Annotated in this window: 19 protein-coding genes; 3 read left to right on the top strand and 16 right to left on the bottom strand. The window is 69.9% G+C overall.

Annotation, left to right across the window (positions count from 1 at the left end):
* The first annotated feature begins 163 nt into the window (after window positions 1-163).
* The gene (locus tag ACIBVN_RS00520) at window positions 164-835 is read left to right on the top strand and encodes a hypothetical protein (RefSeq protein ID WP_397131083.1); all 672 of its coding nucleotides are present in this window, start codon (window positions 164-166) and stop codon (window positions 833-835) included.
* Window positions 836-851: 16 nt separating this feature from the next.
* Here ACIBVN_RS00520 and ACIBVN_RS00515 read toward each other — a convergent pair whose 3' ends face one another.
* From ACIBVN_RS00515 to ACIBVN_RS00500, 4 genes are read right to left on the bottom strand one after another with little or no spacing between them, the layout of a single operon-like run.
* Window positions 852-1,676 (bottom strand): carbohydrate ABC transporter permease, encoded by an 825-nt coding sequence (locus tag ACIBVN_RS00515; protein WP_397131081.1) that lies wholly within the window; start codon window positions 1,674-1,676, stop codon window positions 852-854.
* Window positions 1,673-2,566, bottom strand: coding sequence for a carbohydrate ABC transporter permease (locus ACIBVN_RS00510; protein ID WP_397131079.1), 894 nt, complete (start codon window positions 2,564-2,566; stop codon window positions 1,673-1,675). Before ACIBVN_RS00510 ends, ACIBVN_RS00515 begins: the two co-directional genes overlap by 4 nt.
* Window positions 2,563-3,819 carry an ABC transporter substrate-binding protein gene (locus tag ACIBVN_RS00505; RefSeq protein ID WP_397131078.1) on the bottom strand — a complete coding sequence of 419 codons (1,257 nt, stop codon included), beginning with the start codon at window positions 3,817-3,819 and terminating at the stop codon, window positions 2,563-2,565. The genes ACIBVN_RS00510 and ACIBVN_RS00505 overlap by 4 nt, the downstream gene beginning before the upstream one ends.
* A gap of 34 nt (window positions 3,820-3,853) precedes the next feature.
* Window positions 3,854-5,017 carry a trans-sulfuration enzyme family protein gene (locus tag ACIBVN_RS00500; RefSeq protein WP_397131076.1) on the bottom strand — a complete coding sequence of 388 codons (1,164 nt, stop codon included), beginning with the start codon at window positions 5,015-5,017 and terminating at the stop codon, window positions 3,854-3,856.
* Window positions 5,018-5,028: 11 nt separating this feature from the next.
* On the opposite strand from ACIBVN_RS00500, the gene ACIBVN_RS00495 reads away from it, so the two are divergent.
* Window positions 5,029-6,051 (top strand): LacI family DNA-binding transcriptional regulator, encoded by a 1,023-nt coding sequence (locus ACIBVN_RS00495; protein WP_397131074.1) that lies wholly within the window; start codon window positions 5,029-5,031, stop codon window positions 6,049-6,051.
* Window positions 6,052-6,126: 75 nt separating this feature from the next.
* Here ACIBVN_RS00495 and ACIBVN_RS00490 read toward each other — a convergent pair whose 3' ends face one another.
* The 11 genes from ACIBVN_RS00490 to ACIBVN_RS00440 all read right to left on the bottom strand — a co-directional run bounded on the left by ACIBVN_RS00490 (window position 6,127) and on the right by ACIBVN_RS00440 (window position 13,658).
* The gene (locus ACIBVN_RS00490; RefSeq protein WP_397131072.1) at window positions 6,127-7,614 is read right to left on the bottom strand and encodes a cation acetate symporter; all 1,488 of its coding nucleotides are present in this window, start codon (window positions 7,612-7,614) and stop codon (window positions 6,127-6,129) included.
* The gene (locus tag ACIBVN_RS00485; RefSeq protein WP_397131070.1) at window positions 7,611-8,039 is read right to left on the bottom strand and encodes a hypothetical protein; all 429 of its coding nucleotides are present in this window, start codon (window positions 8,037-8,039) and stop codon (window positions 7,611-7,613) included. Before ACIBVN_RS00485 ends, ACIBVN_RS00490 begins: the two co-directional genes overlap by 4 nt.
* Complete coding sequence (locus ACIBVN_RS00480) at window positions 8,039-8,791, bottom strand: LytR/AlgR family response regulator transcription factor (RefSeq protein WP_397131069.1); 753 nt, start codon at window positions 8,789-8,791, stop codon at window positions 8,039-8,041. The genes ACIBVN_RS00485 and ACIBVN_RS00480 overlap by 1 nt, the downstream gene beginning before the upstream one ends.
* Window positions 8,792-8,824: 33 nt before the next feature.
* Window positions 8,825-10,003 (bottom strand): sensor histidine kinase, encoded by a 1,179-nt coding sequence (locus tag ACIBVN_RS00475; protein ID WP_397131067.1) that lies wholly within the window; start codon window positions 10,001-10,003, stop codon window positions 8,825-8,827.
* Window positions 10,004-10,018: 15 nt separating this feature from the next.
* A complete protein-coding gene (locus ACIBVN_RS00470) occupies window positions 10,019-10,423 on the bottom strand; it encodes an HIT family protein (RefSeq protein ID WP_397131065.1) in 405 nt (134 codons plus the stop codon).
* Window positions 10,413-11,126: a DUF1838 family protein gene (locus tag ACIBVN_RS00465; protein ID WP_397131064.1), complete on the bottom strand. Its 714-nt coding sequence runs from the start codon at window positions 11,124-11,126 to the stop codon at window positions 10,413-10,415. Before ACIBVN_RS00465 ends, ACIBVN_RS00470 begins: the two co-directional genes overlap by 11 nt.
* 86 nt (window positions 11,127-11,212) lie before the next feature.
* A complete protein-coding gene (locus ACIBVN_RS00460; RefSeq protein WP_397131062.1) occupies window positions 11,213-11,638 on the bottom strand; it encodes a protease inhibitor I42 family protein in 426 nt (141 codons plus the stop codon).
* A 33-nt stretch (window positions 11,639-11,671) separates the two neighbouring features.
* Window positions 11,672-12,274, bottom strand: coding sequence for a DUF3618 domain-containing protein (locus ACIBVN_RS00455; protein WP_397131060.1), 603 nt, complete (start codon window positions 12,272-12,274; stop codon window positions 11,672-11,674).
* Complete coding sequence (locus ACIBVN_RS00450) at window positions 12,271-12,651, bottom strand: phage holin family protein (RefSeq protein WP_397131058.1); 381 nt, start codon at window positions 12,649-12,651, stop codon at window positions 12,271-12,273. Before ACIBVN_RS00450 ends, ACIBVN_RS00455 begins: the two co-directional genes overlap by 4 nt.
* Window positions 12,652-12,704: 53 nt before the next feature.
* A complete protein-coding gene (locus ACIBVN_RS00445) occupies window positions 12,705-12,878 on the bottom strand; it encodes a hypothetical protein (RefSeq protein ID WP_397131056.1) in 174 nt (57 codons plus the stop codon).
* A gap of 18 nt (window positions 12,879-12,896) precedes the next feature.
* Complete coding sequence (locus tag ACIBVN_RS00440) at window positions 12,897-13,658, bottom strand: methyltransferase domain-containing protein (protein ID WP_397131055.1); 762 nt, start codon at window positions 13,656-13,658, stop codon at window positions 12,897-12,899.
* Window positions 13,659-13,834: 176 nt separating this feature from the next.
* Between ACIBVN_RS00440 and ACIBVN_RS00435 the strand changes: the two genes are divergently transcribed.
* Window positions 13,835-14,773 carry a diacylglycerol kinase family protein gene (locus ACIBVN_RS00435; protein WP_349454765.1) on the top strand — a complete coding sequence of 313 codons (939 nt, stop codon included), beginning with the start codon at window positions 13,835-13,837 and terminating at the stop codon, window positions 14,771-14,773.
* Window positions 14,774-15,085: 312 nt separating this feature from the next.
* Here ACIBVN_RS00435 and ACIBVN_RS00430 read toward each other — a convergent pair whose 3' ends face one another.
* Complete coding sequence (locus ACIBVN_RS00430; protein ID WP_397131053.1) at window positions 15,086-15,862, bottom strand: SWIM zinc finger family protein; 777 nt, start codon at window positions 15,860-15,862, stop codon at window positions 15,086-15,088.
* Window positions 15,863-15,864 lie beyond the last annotated feature (2 nt).

Here is a 15,864-nt window from a genome sequence, read left to right as displayed (position 1 = left end):
GGAAAGGCGATGAGCTGCGGAAATCGCGCCGTCAGCGCTTGACGGTCATGACGATAACCGATTTGGCCGTTTCGCTAATCATCGGATGCATCTGGACAGGAGCGGTTCTACGCCGGTACAAAGCAAGGGCTCGGTCACCCCCGCCGTGGACAAGGAGCACCCCATGCCACTCCAGCGCACGATGGCCCTCGCCGGCGTCACGATCCTGCTGGGCGGGCTCTCCGTCGCCGCCCCCTCCCAGGCCGCCTCGCGGCTCGACCCGACGACCGGCTGGCGGCAGGCGAGCTTCACCTACAAGATGCAGAAGCCCTGGAATCTGAGCCTCAGCCAGCGCTACTCGTACGACGCCGCGACCGGGACGCACCGGATGTGGGTCTACTCGACCGACGAACCCATGGAGGAGGGCTCGACGACGGACCCGCGCACCGAGATGCGCTGGTTCCAGGAATACTCCGCAGGCCGGCACATGTGGGACGCCGACGTGTACGTCGCCGCCGGCACCGACGGCGCCACCGTCATGCAGATCCTGCGGGTCAAGCGCCCGTCCGGCACCCCGGCCACGGACTTCATGGTCAACGCCTCCGACGACAACGGCGGCACGTTGCGGATCTACAACGGCACCGTGCTCAAGACCGGCGTCTACAACACGTGGCTGAACCTCAAGGTGGCCCACGACGCCGGCGCCGGGAAGATCGACGTCTACGTCGACGACCGTCTCGTCGCGACCGTCGACGACCGCGGACCGGCGACCCGTCACTTCAAGAACGGCGTCTACCACCACGGCGAGGGCCGCGCCGAGTCCCGTTACCGAGACATTCGCTACTGGGTCAGGTGACGCGCCCCGGCCTCCGTCAGCCTTTGACGGCGCCCGCGGTGAGCCCCTCGACGATGTAGCGGCGGATGGCGGCGAACAGGACGAGCGTCGGCAGGACCGACACCACGGTGGCGGCCGCCATGGACCCCCAATCAATGTCGTACTGCGTGATGAAGGAGTTCATGGCCACCGGGATGGTCTTGGCGTCCTCACTGTCGATGAAGGTGATCGCCAGGAACAGCTCATTCCAGCACTGGACGAACGCGAAGATGAATGTGGCCGCGATCCCCGGCAGCATGACCGGGATCACCACCCGGACCATGGCCACCAGCCGCGAGGCCCCGTCCACCTGCGCGGCCTCCTCCAGCGCGACCGGCACCCGCTCGTAGAAGCCGCGCATGATGATCGTGGCGAACGGCACCAGCATGGCCACGTACACCAGCATCAGCCCGGCCAGCCGGTTGAGCAGGTCGAGGTCGGACATCAGCAGGTAGAGGGGGCCGAGCGCGATGAACAGCGGGATCATCTGCGTGACCAGGAACGCCAGCATCAGCGCGCCCCTGCCGGGGAAGGCGAAGCGGGCCAGCGTGTAGCCGCCCAGCACGCCGATCGCGGTCACCGCGGCGGCCGCGACGAGGGAGACGAGCAGGCTGTTCAGCAGGTACACGCCGAAGTCGGCGAAGGAGAACAGCTCCTCGTAGTGCTCGAACGTCACGTTGCCCGGCCAGTACTTGAGCGGCATCGAGAAGATCTCGGACTTGGGCTTGAGCGAGGTGACGACGATCCAGTAGAGGGGGAAGAGGGTGATCAGCAGCCAGGCGCCCAGCACGACGACCTTGGCCGCGGTCGCAACACGTCTCATCTGGCTTTCTCGAATCTCGTCGCGTTGAGGTAGAAGACGCTGAAGGACAGCAGCAGGCCGAGGATGAGCAGGCCGACCGCGCCCCCGCGGCCGTAGTCGCCGCCGATGACCTGCTGGATGAGGAAGGTCGTGATGATGTCGGTGCTGCCGGCCGGGCCGCCGCCGGTCATCGAGTAGATGAGGTCGGGGAAGTTCAGGATCCAGATGATCCGCAGCAGCACGATCAGGGCGAGCGTGGGCCGGATGTGCGGCAGCGTGACGTGCCAGAACTGCCGCAGGCGCGAGGCGCCGTCCACCGACGCCGCCTCGTACAGCTCCTTGGGCACCGACTGCAGCGCGGCCATGATCATGATGGCGAAGAACGTGACGCCGTACCAGATGTTGGCCACGATCACCGACGTCATCGCCCAGCCCGGGGTGGCCAGGAAGCCGATGCGCTGGTCGATGATCCCGGTCTTGAGCAGCAGGTCGTTGAGCACGCCGAACTGCCCGTTGAACATCCACCGCCACAGCAGCCCGATCAGGAACCCCGACATGGCCCAGGGGAAGAACACCCACGCCTGGTAGAAGCCCCTGCCGCGGAAGTGCCGCCGCAGCAGCAGCGCCAGTCCGAAGCCCAGGAAGAACTGGAAGAACAGCGACACGACCACCCACGTGCCGGTGTTCCGCAGCGCCGTCCAGAAGCGGTCCTCGGCCAGGACGGCCCGGAAGTTCTCCAGGCCGACGAAGGGCGTGGAGGTGATGTCGAACAGGTTGTAGCGCTGGAAGGCGATCACCGCGCCGCGGATCACCGGGTAGTACGTGAACAGGGCCACGAACACCACGCCTGGCAGCAGGCACAGCGCGATGAATCCGGCCTTGCGGGAGGTGAAGGTGCGCGCCTGGCTCATGAGACCTTCTTGGCCTGGTCCGTCCAGAAGGCGTCCCACGACTTGAGCACCTCGGCCACGGTCTTCTTGCCGGTGATCAGGGCCTGGACGTCACGGTCGGAGTCGACGAGGAACTGGCTCCAGCCCGGGTAGTCGACCGGCCTGATCGTGATCACCTGCTTGGGGTCCTGCTGGGCCTGCAGGTACGCCTTCCACGCGCCCTGCGAGAACTGCGGGTCGCTCTGGGCCTGCTTGGAGATCGGGATGAGCGAGTTGCCCTTGGCGAAGGCGATGCTCTGCTTGGCCTCCGACAGGAACTGCACCAGCTTGACCGCCTCCTTCTGGTGCTTGGAGAACGACGTGGCGCCCCATCCGGCGTAGCCGACGGGCTGGAAGGCGTACCCGGACGGGCCCTTGGGGATGGGGGCCGTCGACCAGGCCGTGACGCCGCTCTCCTGGACGGTCTTGATCACTTCGGGGTCCTGGATGAGCATGCCGGTGACGCCCGAGGTGAAGCCCTGGACCATCTCGGGATACCCCCAGGAGACGGAGTCGGGCGGGGACGCCTCCTTGAAGATCTTGACGTAGAGGTCCAGGGCCTGGGCGGCCTCGGGGGTGGAGAAGATGGTGCGCTTGTCCTTGAGATAGAAGGATTTTTCGGGATTCAGGGCTTCGCCGTTGTACGCGCTGATCATCTGGACCGCGTAGTCCGCCCCGCCCTTGCCGCCCCGGAACGAGTAGCCGTAGCGGTTGCCCGAGGTCAGTTTCTTGCCCGCCTCGTAGAGCTCCTGCCATGTGGCAGGGGGCTGGGCCATGCCCCAGTCCGTACGGTAGAAGAGCGTGCGCTGGTAGAAGCCGTACGGGATCAGGTACGCCTTGCCCCCGACCTCGACCGCCTTCTTCTGGGCCAGCTCGGTCAGGTCCGGCCAGCCGGGCCACTCCGTGGTGGGCAGCTCGGCCAGCCAGCCGTTGTTGGAGTAGGACTTGGCCGTGTGGTCGCGGACTTCCAGCACGTCCAGGTCCTTCTTGGTCTGCAGGATCTGGGTGATCTTCTGGTCGGCGCTGTCCAGGGGCGGCGAGACCAGCTCGACCTTGATGCCGGGATTCGCCTTCTCGAAGTCGTTGAGCAGGGACTTGATGAGCTTCGTGCGTTCGGGACTGGTCAGGCTCTCGATCATGCGGAGCCGTACCTCTCCCGAGGACGACGAGCCGGAGCCGCACCCGGCGAGCACCAGTGTGGCGGCGACGGCGGCCGCCAGGAAGGGCTTGGTCATGACGAGCCTCCCGCGTTTAGACAGCGCTGTCAGGTCACGCTAGGCGACCAACCCCCTCCAGCGCTAGACCGAGATCCTTGATCAAAGTGTCCGCGGGCTCCAGACCGACCGAGAGGCGGACGAGACCGACCGGGATGCCCATGGTGGCCCGCACGCTCTCCTCGGTGGACAGGGCGGGCGCGTTCACCAGGCTCTCGAAGCCTCCCCAAGACACCCCGATCCTGAAATGTCGCAATTTATTGAGGAAACCGCCGACCTCTTCCCGCGACTCCGTGTCCAGCACCAGGCTGAACAGGCTGGAAAATCCCGACATCTGCCGCAACGCGGTGGCATGCCCCGGATGGGAGGGCAGGCCGGGATGGTTCACCGACCGCACAGCCGGGTGCCCGTTCAGGAACTCCGCCACCGCCAGCCCCCGCTCCTGGTGCGCCGCCATCCGCACCGGCAGCGTCCGCAGGCCCTTGATCACCTTGGCCGCGTCGTGCGGCGACATGGCGGCCCCGTACAGCTGGTACTCGGTCAGCGCCAGCGGCCTGATCAGCCTGGACGGGCCGACCACCACGCCGCCGACGAGGTCGCTGTGCCCGCCGACGTACTTCGACAACGAGTGCACGACGAGATCGACGCCCATGGTCAGCGGCTTCTGGAAGATGGGCGTGGACCAGGTGTTGTCCATGACGGTCACCAGCCCGTGCTCCCGAGCCCATGCCGTCACTTCCGCGATGTCCACCACGGCGTAGGCCATGTAGGAGGGCGATTCGAAGTAGAGTAGGCGGGTACTCGGCCTGATAGCGCTGTCACATCCCGCGAGGTCGCTGACGTGCGTATGCGTGACACCAAATTTCTCCAGGTAACGGAGGAACTGGGTGGTGGGCCCGTACACCGCGCCCAGCACCAGGACGTGGTCCCCGGCCTGCACGAGCGAGGAGATGGTGGCCGCGATGGCCCCCATTCCCGACCCGAAACACTTCGCCCGCTCTCCCCGCTCGAGCGCGGCGAGCTTACGCTGGGCGAGATCGACCGTCGGGTTGGTCCCCCGCCAGTAGACGTACCGCTCGTCCTCGTCCCTGATGGCCGCGCCGAGCTCCTCCGCCGTCGCGAAGGTGAACAGCGAGTTCTCGAACACCGGCGGGTTGACCGCGCCCAGCACCCAGGGCTCGTCCTCGCCCATCCGGCCACAGATCCATTCGTCATCCATGGGGGCAGACTATGACAGAGCGGGATCTGGGCGGCGACCAAGCGGCCACGCGCAAGCCGACCATGGCCGACGTGGCCCGTCACGCGGGCGTGAGTCTCAAGACCGTCTCCCGGGTCGTCAACCAGGAACCGCACGTCAGGGCCTCGCTGCAGGAGCGGGTGCAGGCTGCGATCAGCGCGCTCGGCTACCGCCGCAACGAGGCCGCCGCCCGCCTGGCCAGGGGCGCGACCATGCTGACGCTGGGCCTGGTGATGGAGAACATCTCCAACGAGTTCTACTCGCGCCTCGCCGCCGCCGTCGAGTCCGCCGCGGCCGAGCACGAGGCGCTGGTGGTCTTCGGCTCGTACGAGGAGAGCCCGGACAAGGAGCGCATGCTCATCGAGTCCATGTACGCGCGCGGCGTGGACTCCCTGATCGTCGTCCCGTCGGCGGCCGATCACGCCTGGCTGGCCGAGCACGCCTCGCTCACCATGGTGTTCGTGGACCGGGTGCCGCCCGGGCTCGAGTCGGCGGACGTGGTGCTGCTGGACGACGTGCGGGGCGGCCGGGCAGCGACCGAGCACCTGCTGGCCCGCGGCCACCGCCGGATCGCGCTGATCTCGGACGACGAAGGACTGAGCTCGGTGCACGACCGCGCGAGCGGCTACCGCATGGCGCTGCACGCGGCGGGGGTGGCCGCCGACGACGCGCTGGTGGTGCGCGGGATCTTCGACCCGTGGCGGGTCTCGCACGAGGTCACCCGCCTCCTCGACCTCGCCGACCCGCCGACGGCCTTCTTCGCCACCAACAACCGCGCCGCGATCGGCATCCTCCAGGCGCTGCGGGAGCGGCCCGAGCGGCCCGCGTACGTGGGGTTCGACGACTTCGCCCTGGCGGACGTCTTCAACCCGGGGGTGACGGTGGTCCGCTACGACACGACCCGCCTGGCCCGCAGCGCGGTGGACCTGCTGCTGAACCCGTCACCGTCCCCCCGCCGGGTCAAGGTCCCGGTGGAGCTGGTGGCGAGGGGCTCGGGCGAGCTGCCGCCCCCCTGACCCGTCACCGGCCTCGTGCCCCCGCCGGGCACGCCGTTTCGGCCACGACGCCCGGACGCGCGGCGTGATGGGCGGCTAGGAGGACCGCGGGCGCCAGTCGCCGCGGTCGAGGTCGAGGTCTTCCGGGGCGTGCAGCCGCACCATGGTCCTGGCCACCCCGGGCGGCACCCGGTGCGGCGTCAGGAACGACACCGACACCATCACCGCGAACGCGATCGGCACCGTCCACGCCGCCGGCTGGGCGAGCAGAGCCCCCGCGGGCCCGTCGTGCGGGCCGGCGGTGATCGTGACGAGCACCGCCGCGCACGCCAGCCCCCCGCCCACGAGCAGCCCGGCCAGCGCTCCCGTGGTGGACAGGCGGCGCCACCAGATGCCCAGCACGAGCAGCGGGCAGAACGACGAGGCCGCCACCGCGAACGCCAGCCCCACCACGTCCGCCACCGGCAGCGCCCGCGCCCACAGCGCCAGGGCCAGCGGCACCACCACCGCCATCAGCGTGGCGATCCTGAACGAGCGCACCCCGCCCTTGAGCAGGTCCTGCGCGATCACGCCCGCCACGGACACGGTCAGCCCCGACGAGGTGGACAGGAACGCGGCGAACGCCCCCGCCGTGACCAGCGCCGTCAGCACGTCGCCGAGCGTGCCGCCGACCATCCGCGCGGGCAGCGTCAGCACGACCGTGTCGGTACGCACCAGGTCGGGCGCGTAGAGCCGGCCGAGCCAGCCGTAGACGGCGGGCAGCAGGTAGAAGGCCCCGAGCAGGGACAGCACGACCAGCGTGGTCCGCCGCGCGGCCCGGCCGTCCGGGTTGGTGTAGAACCGCACCAGCACGTGCGGCAGCCCCATGGTGCCCAGGAACGTGGCCAGGATGAGCGAGTACGTCGAGTACAGCCCGTACTCCTTGCCGCCGGACAGCGGCACCTGCCAGGTGGCGGCGTCCTGCGCGCCCACCGCGGGCGCCCCGCCGGCCTTCCACGCCATCAGCAGGAACACCAGCGGCACGGCCAGCGCCGTCAGCTTGAGCCAGTACTGGAACGCCTGCACGAACGTGATCGACCGCATGCCGCCGGACAGCACGTTCACCGCCACGACGACCGCGACCAGCAGCCCGCCGACCCACACCGGTGCGCCGGTGATCGTGCGCAGCACCAGGCCGGCGCTCTGGAACTGCGGCATCAGGTAGAGCCAGCCGATCAGCACGACGAGCACGCTCGCGGTGCGGCGCACGGTCATCGACTCGAGCCTGGCCTCGGCGAAGTCCGGCAGCGTGTACGCCCCCGAGCGCCGCAGCGGCGCCGACACCAGCACCAGCAGCACGAGGTACCCGCCGGTCCAGCCGACGGGCAGCCAGAGCATGTCCACGCCGAACGACAGGATGAGCCCGGCGATGCCCAGGAACGAGGCCGCCGACAGGTACTCGCCGCCGATGGCCGAGGCGTTCCAGAGCGGGCTGACCGTGCGGGAGGCGACGTAGAAGTCGGAGGTGGTACGGGAGAACCTGATCCCGAACGCCCCGATGAGCACGGCCGCCACCACGACGACCAGCACCGCCGTCAAGCTCATCGGCGTTCGACCAGCTCGGCGAAGTGGCGTTCGTTGCGCTCGGCCTGGCGCACGTACAGCCAGGCGCCGATGACGAAGCCCGGGTAGATGAGCCCGCCGAGCACCGCCCACGGGAGCGGCACGCCGAGCAGGTGCACCGAGCGCAGCTGCGGGATGAGCAGGAACAGCAGCGGCAGCCCGCCGACCACGCAGGCCAGCACCGTGCACACGAACAGCGCCAGCCTGAACTGGGTACGCAGGTACGAGCGCATGTAGACCTCGCCGAGCCGGGTCTGCTCGTCGATCTCCCTGGTGGCCGGGTAGCGGGGGCGGCGCGCGGCGGCCGTGCGCGGGCTCATCACGGCCACCCTGCGCGGGGTCTCCCGCCGCGAGGCATCGGTCTTGGGCAGGGGCACGCGGCGTCCGGGCCGCGGCTCGGGGCTCATCACGGCGCCGACCTCGCCTTCCTGGCCCGCCGGACCAGCAGGTCCCGTAGTTCGCGCGTGTGGCGGCGGCTGACCGGCAGCTCCGTGTCGCCGACCCGCACCGTGCACTTGCCCGAGTCGATGTGCAGCTCCTCGATGTGCTTGACCGCCACCAGATGGCTGCGGTGCACGCGTACGAACCCGGCCGAGGCCCACCGCTCCTCCAGGGTGGCCAGCGGGATGCGGACCAGATGGCTGCCCGCCGCCGTGTGCAGCCGCGCGTAGTCCCCGTGCGCCTCCACGTAGATCACGTCCGCGCTGGACACGAACCGCGTCACCCCGCCCAGCTCCACCGGGATGGTGTCGGTCTCCCCGCCCTCCACGGGCACGTCGGCGGAGACCGCCACCCGCCTGATCGCCTCCGCCAGCCGCTCCGGGCGTACGGGCTTGAGCAGGTAGTCCTCGGCCTTGATCTCGAACGCGTCCACGGCGTGCTCCTCGTACGCCGTCACGAACACCACCCGCGGCGGGTTCGCGAACTGCGACAGCAGCCGCCCGAGCACCACCCCGTCGAGCCCGCGCATGCGGATGTCGAGGAACACCGCGTCGATCGGCCGCCCCTCGGCGATGGCGCGGTCGAGCAGCCGCAGCGCCGCCGCGCCGTCCCTGGCGGTGGCCACCTCGCCGATGCGGGGATCGGCACGCAGCAGGTACGACAGGTCTTCGAGGGCAGGCAGCTCGTCGTCGACCGCGAGGACCCGTAGTTGTGCCATAGACAGTGATAAAACCGACAACAAAGATCGAGGTCAACGGGCAGAGACGCCTGGGTGATATTTCGGCAACCTGACGTTGACCTTTGTGCCCGCTCCCTTGGCGGTCTCGACGACGAGGCCGTACTCGTCGCCGTACACCTGACGCAGCCGCTCGTCCACGTTGGCCAGCCCGACGCCGCCCGAGGCGGGGATGTCACCTGCGAGGATGCGGCGCAGCCGGTCGGGGTCCATGCCGAGCCCGTCGTCCTCGACGCTGATGCGGCACTCGGCCCCCGCGTCCTCGGCGATGATCGTGATGCGGCCGACCCCGTTGCGGCTCTCCAGGCCGTGCCTGACGGCGTTCTCGACCAGCGGCTGCAGGCACAGGAACGGCACCGCGACCGGCAGCACCTCGGGCGCGATGCGCAGGGTCACCTGGAGCTGGTCGCCGAACCTGGCCCGCTCCAGGATCAGGTAGCGGTCGATCGAGCGCAGCTCCTCAGCCAGCGTGGTGAACTCGCCGTGCCTGCGGAAGGAGTAGCGGGTGAAGTCGGCGAACTCCAGCAGCAGCTCCCTGGCCCGCTCCGGGTCGGTGCGGACGAAGGAGGCGATCGTGGTGAGCGAGTTGTAGATGAAGTGCGGCGAGATCTGCGCGCGCAGCGCCCGCACCTCGGCCTCCATGAGCAGCGTGCGCGAGCGGTCCAGCTCGGCCAGCTCCAGCTGGGAGTCCACCCACCCGGCCACCTCCTGCGCCGCCCGAACCAGGCCCGCGGAGGCGGTCTGCCCGTAGGCGGCCAGGGCGCCGACCACCCGGTCGTCGGTGGTGAGCGGCACGACCACGGCGTGGTGGATCGGGCATTCGAGCAGTTCGCAGTCGATGGTCAGCACTTGGGTGCGGCCGTCTTTCAAGGTGGCGGCCGCGTGCTCGAACGCCTGGTCGGCGTGGTGGTCCCCGGCGCCGTCGTACACGAGCAGCCGCTCGCCGTCGGTGATGGCGAGTGCGGCGCAACCGAGCAGCGCGCGCAGGTGCCGCGAGGCGCGCTCGGCGCCGTCGGCGGTCAGCCCGGCCCGCAGCGGCGGCCCGGCCAGTGAGGCGGTGTGCAGGGTCTCGAACGTGGCCCGCTCCGCCGGGCTGGTGCCCAGCTCGCGGCGGCCCCGCATGACGCGCCAGAGCACGATCGCGGGCACGCTGACGAGCACCGCCACCACGGCGACGCCGACCACGTACTCCACGCAGCGGAGCTTACTTCACAGGGCTTTGGCAATTAGATCCGCGTACGACTCGGCCTCTTCGGCGGAGTCGTACTTGGTCCGCGGCCAGAAGAAGCCGCGCAGCCCGTCCTTGTTGTTGCGCGGCACGATGTGCACGTGCAGGTGGGGCACGCTCTGGCTGACGCGGTTGTTCATGGCCACGAAGGTGCCGGCGACCTGCAGCCCCTGCTCCACCGCCCTGGCCATGGCCTGCACCCGCTCGAAGAACGGCCCCACGTCGGTGAGGTCGGCGAGCGTCTCCACGTGGACCCTGGGCACCACCAGCACGTGCCCCTTGAAGACCGGCCGGGCGTCCAGGAACGAGACGGCCACCTCGTCGGAGTGGACCATGGTCGCCGGTCGCTCACCCGCGATGATCTCGCAGAACAGGTCAGTGCTCACGCCTGACCTTATCCGCAAAGGCCGTCCAACTGGTCATATTGGGCGCCGACCACTCGGTGGGGGCGTGCAGGAACCGCTCGCCCACCCGCTCGCGCAGCCGCTGCGGCAGCTCGGCCACCTTGGCGCCCCTGCAGTGGTAGACCAGCCCGCCCCCGCGCTGCCCCATCGCCATCCACGGCAGCCACGGCGACACCCGGCACCACGAGAACACGCACGGCACGTCCGGCACGCCCGAGTCGAGATCCTTGGCCGAGACGAAGAACTGGAACAGCTCCAGCGCCCGGTACGTGTCGCTCGCCGAGTTCTCGGGATGGTCGGCGACCTTCAGCGGCGAGGGGTAGGCCAGCCGGATGTCCACGTTGTAGACGATCTGGTCGCCCAGGCGGGTGGTGGGCACCGGGTAGGCGCCGAGCCGCTGGTTGACCGGGTCGTTGAAGACGTGCTGCACCTCGACCGTGCGCTCCGTGAACGGGTTGTCCCAGGAGTCGAGCACTTCCCTGCTCGTGGGGTCGAGGTAGAGGGCGGCCTCCCTGGTCAGCAGCTGCCAGCCGCCGTCGGTCTCGACCGCCCTGGCCACGTTGAGCCCCTCGAACCCGAACAGGTGGTGCGGCCCGCCGTCGTCCTGCCAGCCGTACACGTCGCCGGTCCAATAGGAGATCGTCTCCGCACCGTCGGAGGACGCGCGCACCCGGATGAAGTCCATGATCCCCACAGTACCGTTGCTTCGTGACATGTTGTCACTATCTTTGGCGACGGTTCAGTCGTGCTGGACGAGCGCCTTGGAGGACGTCAACGCACGATGACGGAGAAGACGGCCTCGCCCGACTGCTGCCTGCTCTCCTCGTTGGGCGGCGTCGTGGACTGGCCGCACCGCCAGCAGTTGCGCAGCCTGATCTCCGTCGTGCCGGGGCGCTTGCTGTTGAACACGAAGTAGGTGGTGCGGCCTGCCCCGACCCCCTCGCCCTTGCTCTCGTGCTCCTCGCTGATGAACGAGGCCACCTTCGGGTCCGGGACCTCGACCAGGTCCCAGTTGTCGCCCACCGACGGGTTGTCGGCGACGGCCAGCGAGAACCGCTGCCCGGGGCGCAGCTCGACACGTACGGTCGAGCCCTTGGCGCCCTTGACCACGGTGCCGAGGTCGCTCACCGCTGAGCCCCCGCCGCACCCCGCCACCAGCAGGGCCAGCATGGCGGCGGCGGCCGTTCGACGAATCATTCCGGCAGGCTATCGGCCCGTACCAGCGCGCCCTTATCTGGACCTGCGGCGACGGTCCCGCATCATGCTGCGTACGGCGAAGGCGGCCGCGGCGCCCCCGGCGGCCATCAGCAGCAGGGGCCGCTTGCCCGCCGACGCCTTCCCTGTGACGGACCCGGCCACGCCCGCCGCTCTTTCCCTGACGGACCCCGCCGCGTGGCTCGCACGGGCCTTCACGTCCGCCTTGGCGGCCAGCGCGCTGAGGGTGTCGCCCAGCTCTCGCCGGGTCTCCTCGATGTCCTTGCGCACGTCGCCCCTCTCCTGGTGGCGCACCCCCGTGGACGTCGACGAGTGGCGCACCCCATGGAGGGGGGAGGACTCGTCATGCAGCGGCGATCTGTGTGGCGTGGGCACGGTCTCCTCCTCGGCTCGCTGGCTCTCGGCAGCCTCGGCCCGCTCGTCGCGGATGGGGGGTTCGGGGATGAATGTCTCGTGCTCCGCACGGGCGTCCTCCGCGTGCTGGGCGTTCTCCGCCGCGCCCGGCCTGGTCGGAGGGACGTTGATGGACTCGCGCTCGGTCGGCGTGCCCACGGTCGCACGGCGGGCGCCTACGTGGCCTGCGTGTTGCTCGCTGTATCCGGGGTCGGTCTCGCTCATCGCCGTGCTTTCTCCTTGACCATGTCGATGTCGGCCTTGACGCTCGCGAGGGTCTCGTACGGGACGGGTGGGCCGACTCGTTTCACCTGGCTCCTACCGGTCAGGCCGAGCAGCGCGGCGATGATGAACAGCACTCCCGCCACGATGGCGGCGGCCGCCCAGCCGGGGAGCACCAGGGCGAGCAGCAGGATGACGGCGGTCACGAGCGCGGCACCGCCGAAGAACGCGGCCGTCCCCGCCGCGCCGAACAGCCCCGCGCCGAACCCCGCGCGCTTGCCTTTTTCCGCCAGCTCCATCCTGGCCAGGCGGAACTCGTCCCTCACGAGCCTGGAGACCTGCTCGGAGAGGTCGTTGACCAGCTTGTGGGTGTCGTTCACGACGTTCGCCTCCTCCGCTGAGGAAGGCGACTACCCAGGCAAACGGTCTTCTATCACCGGCTATTACGCTTGGCGACCTTCAGCAGGAGCCCCAGAGCGGACACCACGGGGTCCTTCTCCACCTCGCACCAGCTGTCCGGCTGCTTCGGCTTGCTCCACGGAGACGGCAGCTCGCAGGAAGGAGCCTGCGGCTTGGGCCGCTCACACCACGATCCCGGAGGCTTCATACCAAATATCCTACAACTTCAGGTATGGCTTATATAAGTCTTCTCGCAGATGAGGTGAGTCAGCGCGGCCACCCTCCGATAGGGGTCGGTCCTGCCCGCCCGCTCCTCCGCCGCCAGCAACTCCTCGAGGTCGTCCGGGACGGGCTCGTCGTCGGGCACGGCGTCGCAGAACACGCGCACGCCGTACCACTCACGCACCTCCAGCCCGTGTACGGCGAGCCGCCGCGTGAGCTCGCCGAGCCGGTCGGCCCTGGCCTGGACGCCGAGCCTGTTGACGTAGTGGTCGCCCTCGAACGCCCGCAGCGCCTCCGGCCAGGCGCCCATGAGCCCGGGCCGCATGGCGAGGGCGTCGCCGTTGCGGACGAGGAGGGAGAGCACGCCTCCGGAGGTCAGCACGCGGGCGAGGTCGGCGAGGAGCGGGCCGGGGTCGTCGAGGTACATCAGCACGCCGTGGCAGAGGACGACGTCGAAGCTGCTCGGCTCGAACAGCTCTCCCAGCCGCTCGGCCTCGGCCTGGACCGTACGGACGGCCATGCCCGGCTGGATCCCGGCCTCCAGGAGGCGAAGAAGGTCGCGGGAGGCGTCGAGCGCGATGACGTGATGGCCCCTGGCGGCCATCCTGAGCGCCTGCGTGCCCTGGCCGGAGCCCACGTCGAGGACGTGGCAGGGGGACTTGGGGAGGTGCTCGGCGAGCTGGCGGGTGACGAGGTCCTGCCTGACGACGTCGCGCAGCGTCCCCAGCCGCGCGCGCCACTTGTCCTCCGCCCCCGAAAACCTCATGTCAGGATCCTAAGCGGGCCCGATCTTCCGCCTGGCGGCGCGGGGGGCATGCGGATCTGATCTTCCATTCACGGCGGTAACCTCGAGGGGTCGCCGAGTCACCCCGGCGGACCCTATGGTCAGTCGCGTTCAGCGGCTGGCCAAAGGCAGCGGGGTCTGCGCCTACGATGATGACCATGAGCGAACTGCGCACCAAGGACGAGCACACCGAGGCGATCCAGAGGGATCGCAAGGTGGCAGTGGTGGTGAACACTCGCTCGCGCCGCGGCCGCCGCCACTACTTCGAGGTCATCGAGCAGATCCACAACCTCGGGTTCGAGCCGCTGGCTGAGCTGTCGGTCTACAACCCCAAGCGCCTGCGCGAACTGCTCGACACGGCCCTGGCCACCGACCCCGACCTGCTCATCGTGGGCGGCGGCGACGGCACCCTCTCCTCCGCCGTCCGCCACGTGGCCCACCGCGACGTGGCGCTCGGCGTGCTGCCGCTCGGCACCACCAACAACTTCGCCAGAAGCCTCGGCCTCCCGCTCGACCTGGCCGGGGCGATCAGGGTGTTCGCCACCGGCAAGGTGGCCGACATCGACCTCGGCATGGCCGACGACCGGCCGTTCGCCAACCTCGCCAGCTTCGGCGTCTCCGTCGAGGTGGCGGGCAAGGTCAAGCCGTGGCTCAAACGCATCGTGGGGCGTCCCGCCTACCCGCTGACCGCGCTGACCATCCTGCCCGGGCACACGCCGTTCCGCGCGTACATCACGGTGGAGGGGCAGCGCCACGAGCTCCTCACCCACCAGCTCAACATCGCCAACGGCCGCTTCCACGGCGGCTGGCAGGTGGCCAGGGACATCAGCATCGACAACGGCATGCTGGTCGCCTACCAGCTCGGCTCGGGCAAGAAGCTGCGGCTGCTCGGCGAGACCCTGATCAGGGCGACCACCGGGCGGTGGCGCAGCCTCGCCGGGGGACCGTTCGTGGTGGGGCGGGAGATGCTGCTGGAGACCGACCCGCCGATGGCGGCCGACGTGGACGGCGAGGTGCGGCTGCGCACCCCGATCCGGCTGCGCGTGGTCCCCAACGGCGTACGCGTCATGGTGCCCGCCTCCTTCGAGGACCGCTGACCCCACGCGCCCGCCGCCGAACCGCACCCCACCGCGTCGACTCGTGCGCGCATGCCGCACGTCGCCGCCTCGACCGTGGCGCACACGCCACCGCCTCGACTCGTGCGCGCGGTGCACGCCAATGCCTCGACTCCGCACACGCGCCTGCTGACGTGGCGCTCCCGGCCCGGCCGGGTGTCCCCTCGTGGGCGCGTCGGCCCGATCGTGCTGCGGCGTGGACCGCCGCGCGCTCGCGATGTGACGTCGCCACCCGGAGTGCCTGGGGCGGGCCTGATCAGGAGCTGGCGAGCGAGGCCGGGGTGCTGGCCCGGGTCAGGAGCCGGCGAGCGACCGGTAGGCCGGGGTGAGCGGCCTGGCCAGGTCGGCGGGTGGCGGGAAGACGCGCAGGAGCAGGTCGGGGGCGCCCGTCGTGGGGCGGCGTTCGGGCCGGTGCGCGGTGGCGCCGGGGGCGTAGAAGTCGGCCAGCCGGTCGGCGAACGGCACGTCCTCCACCTCCAGCCTGGGTACCTCCTCCGCCAGCGAGCCGAGCAGCTGCTCCCGGGTGCGGCCGCGCCAGGCCAGCACCAGGAACGGGTCGTCGTCGAACGACTCGGCCAGCAGATAGAGCACCGCCGACAGGTGCTTGCACGGGAAGCCCCAGTCGGGGCACGAGCAGTCCATGTCGAGGTCGCGCGGGAACAGGTCGATCCCCAGCGCCGCGAACAGCTCCTCGATCTCCGTCGGCATCTCTCCCGCCAGCAGCTTGGCCCGGTAGACGGCCTGCTCGGCGATCGACTCCTCGATGGCGGCCCAGCGCCGCTCGCCGTACGCCTCGATCCTGATCACGACCTCGTACGGCTTGCGCCGCGACCCCTGGACGGCCGCCCGGACCTCCCCGGGAGACAGGTCGATCGACAGGACCTGGCCCTGGCGGGCGTAGGCGCGCCCGCGGGTGAGTCGGCCCTTGTCGCAGATCCGCTCCAGAATGTCGATGAAACGCCTGGACCACCAGGTGGACCCGATGGTGCCCCGCTGGGAGCGGGCCTTGAGGCCGCCCTCCACCTTGATCGGCTTGGTGCCGTGGAACCAGGTTCGCCTGTCGTCCGGCATCG

Origin of the sequence: Nonomuraea sp. NPDC049400, from assembly GCF_044466425.1 — a bacterium.
In the GTDB taxonomy this organism is placed as follows: Bacteria; Actinomycetota; Actinomycetes; order Streptosporangiales; family Streptosporangiaceae; genus Nonomuraea.
This window is presented reverse-complemented; position numbering and strand designations above follow the sequence as displayed.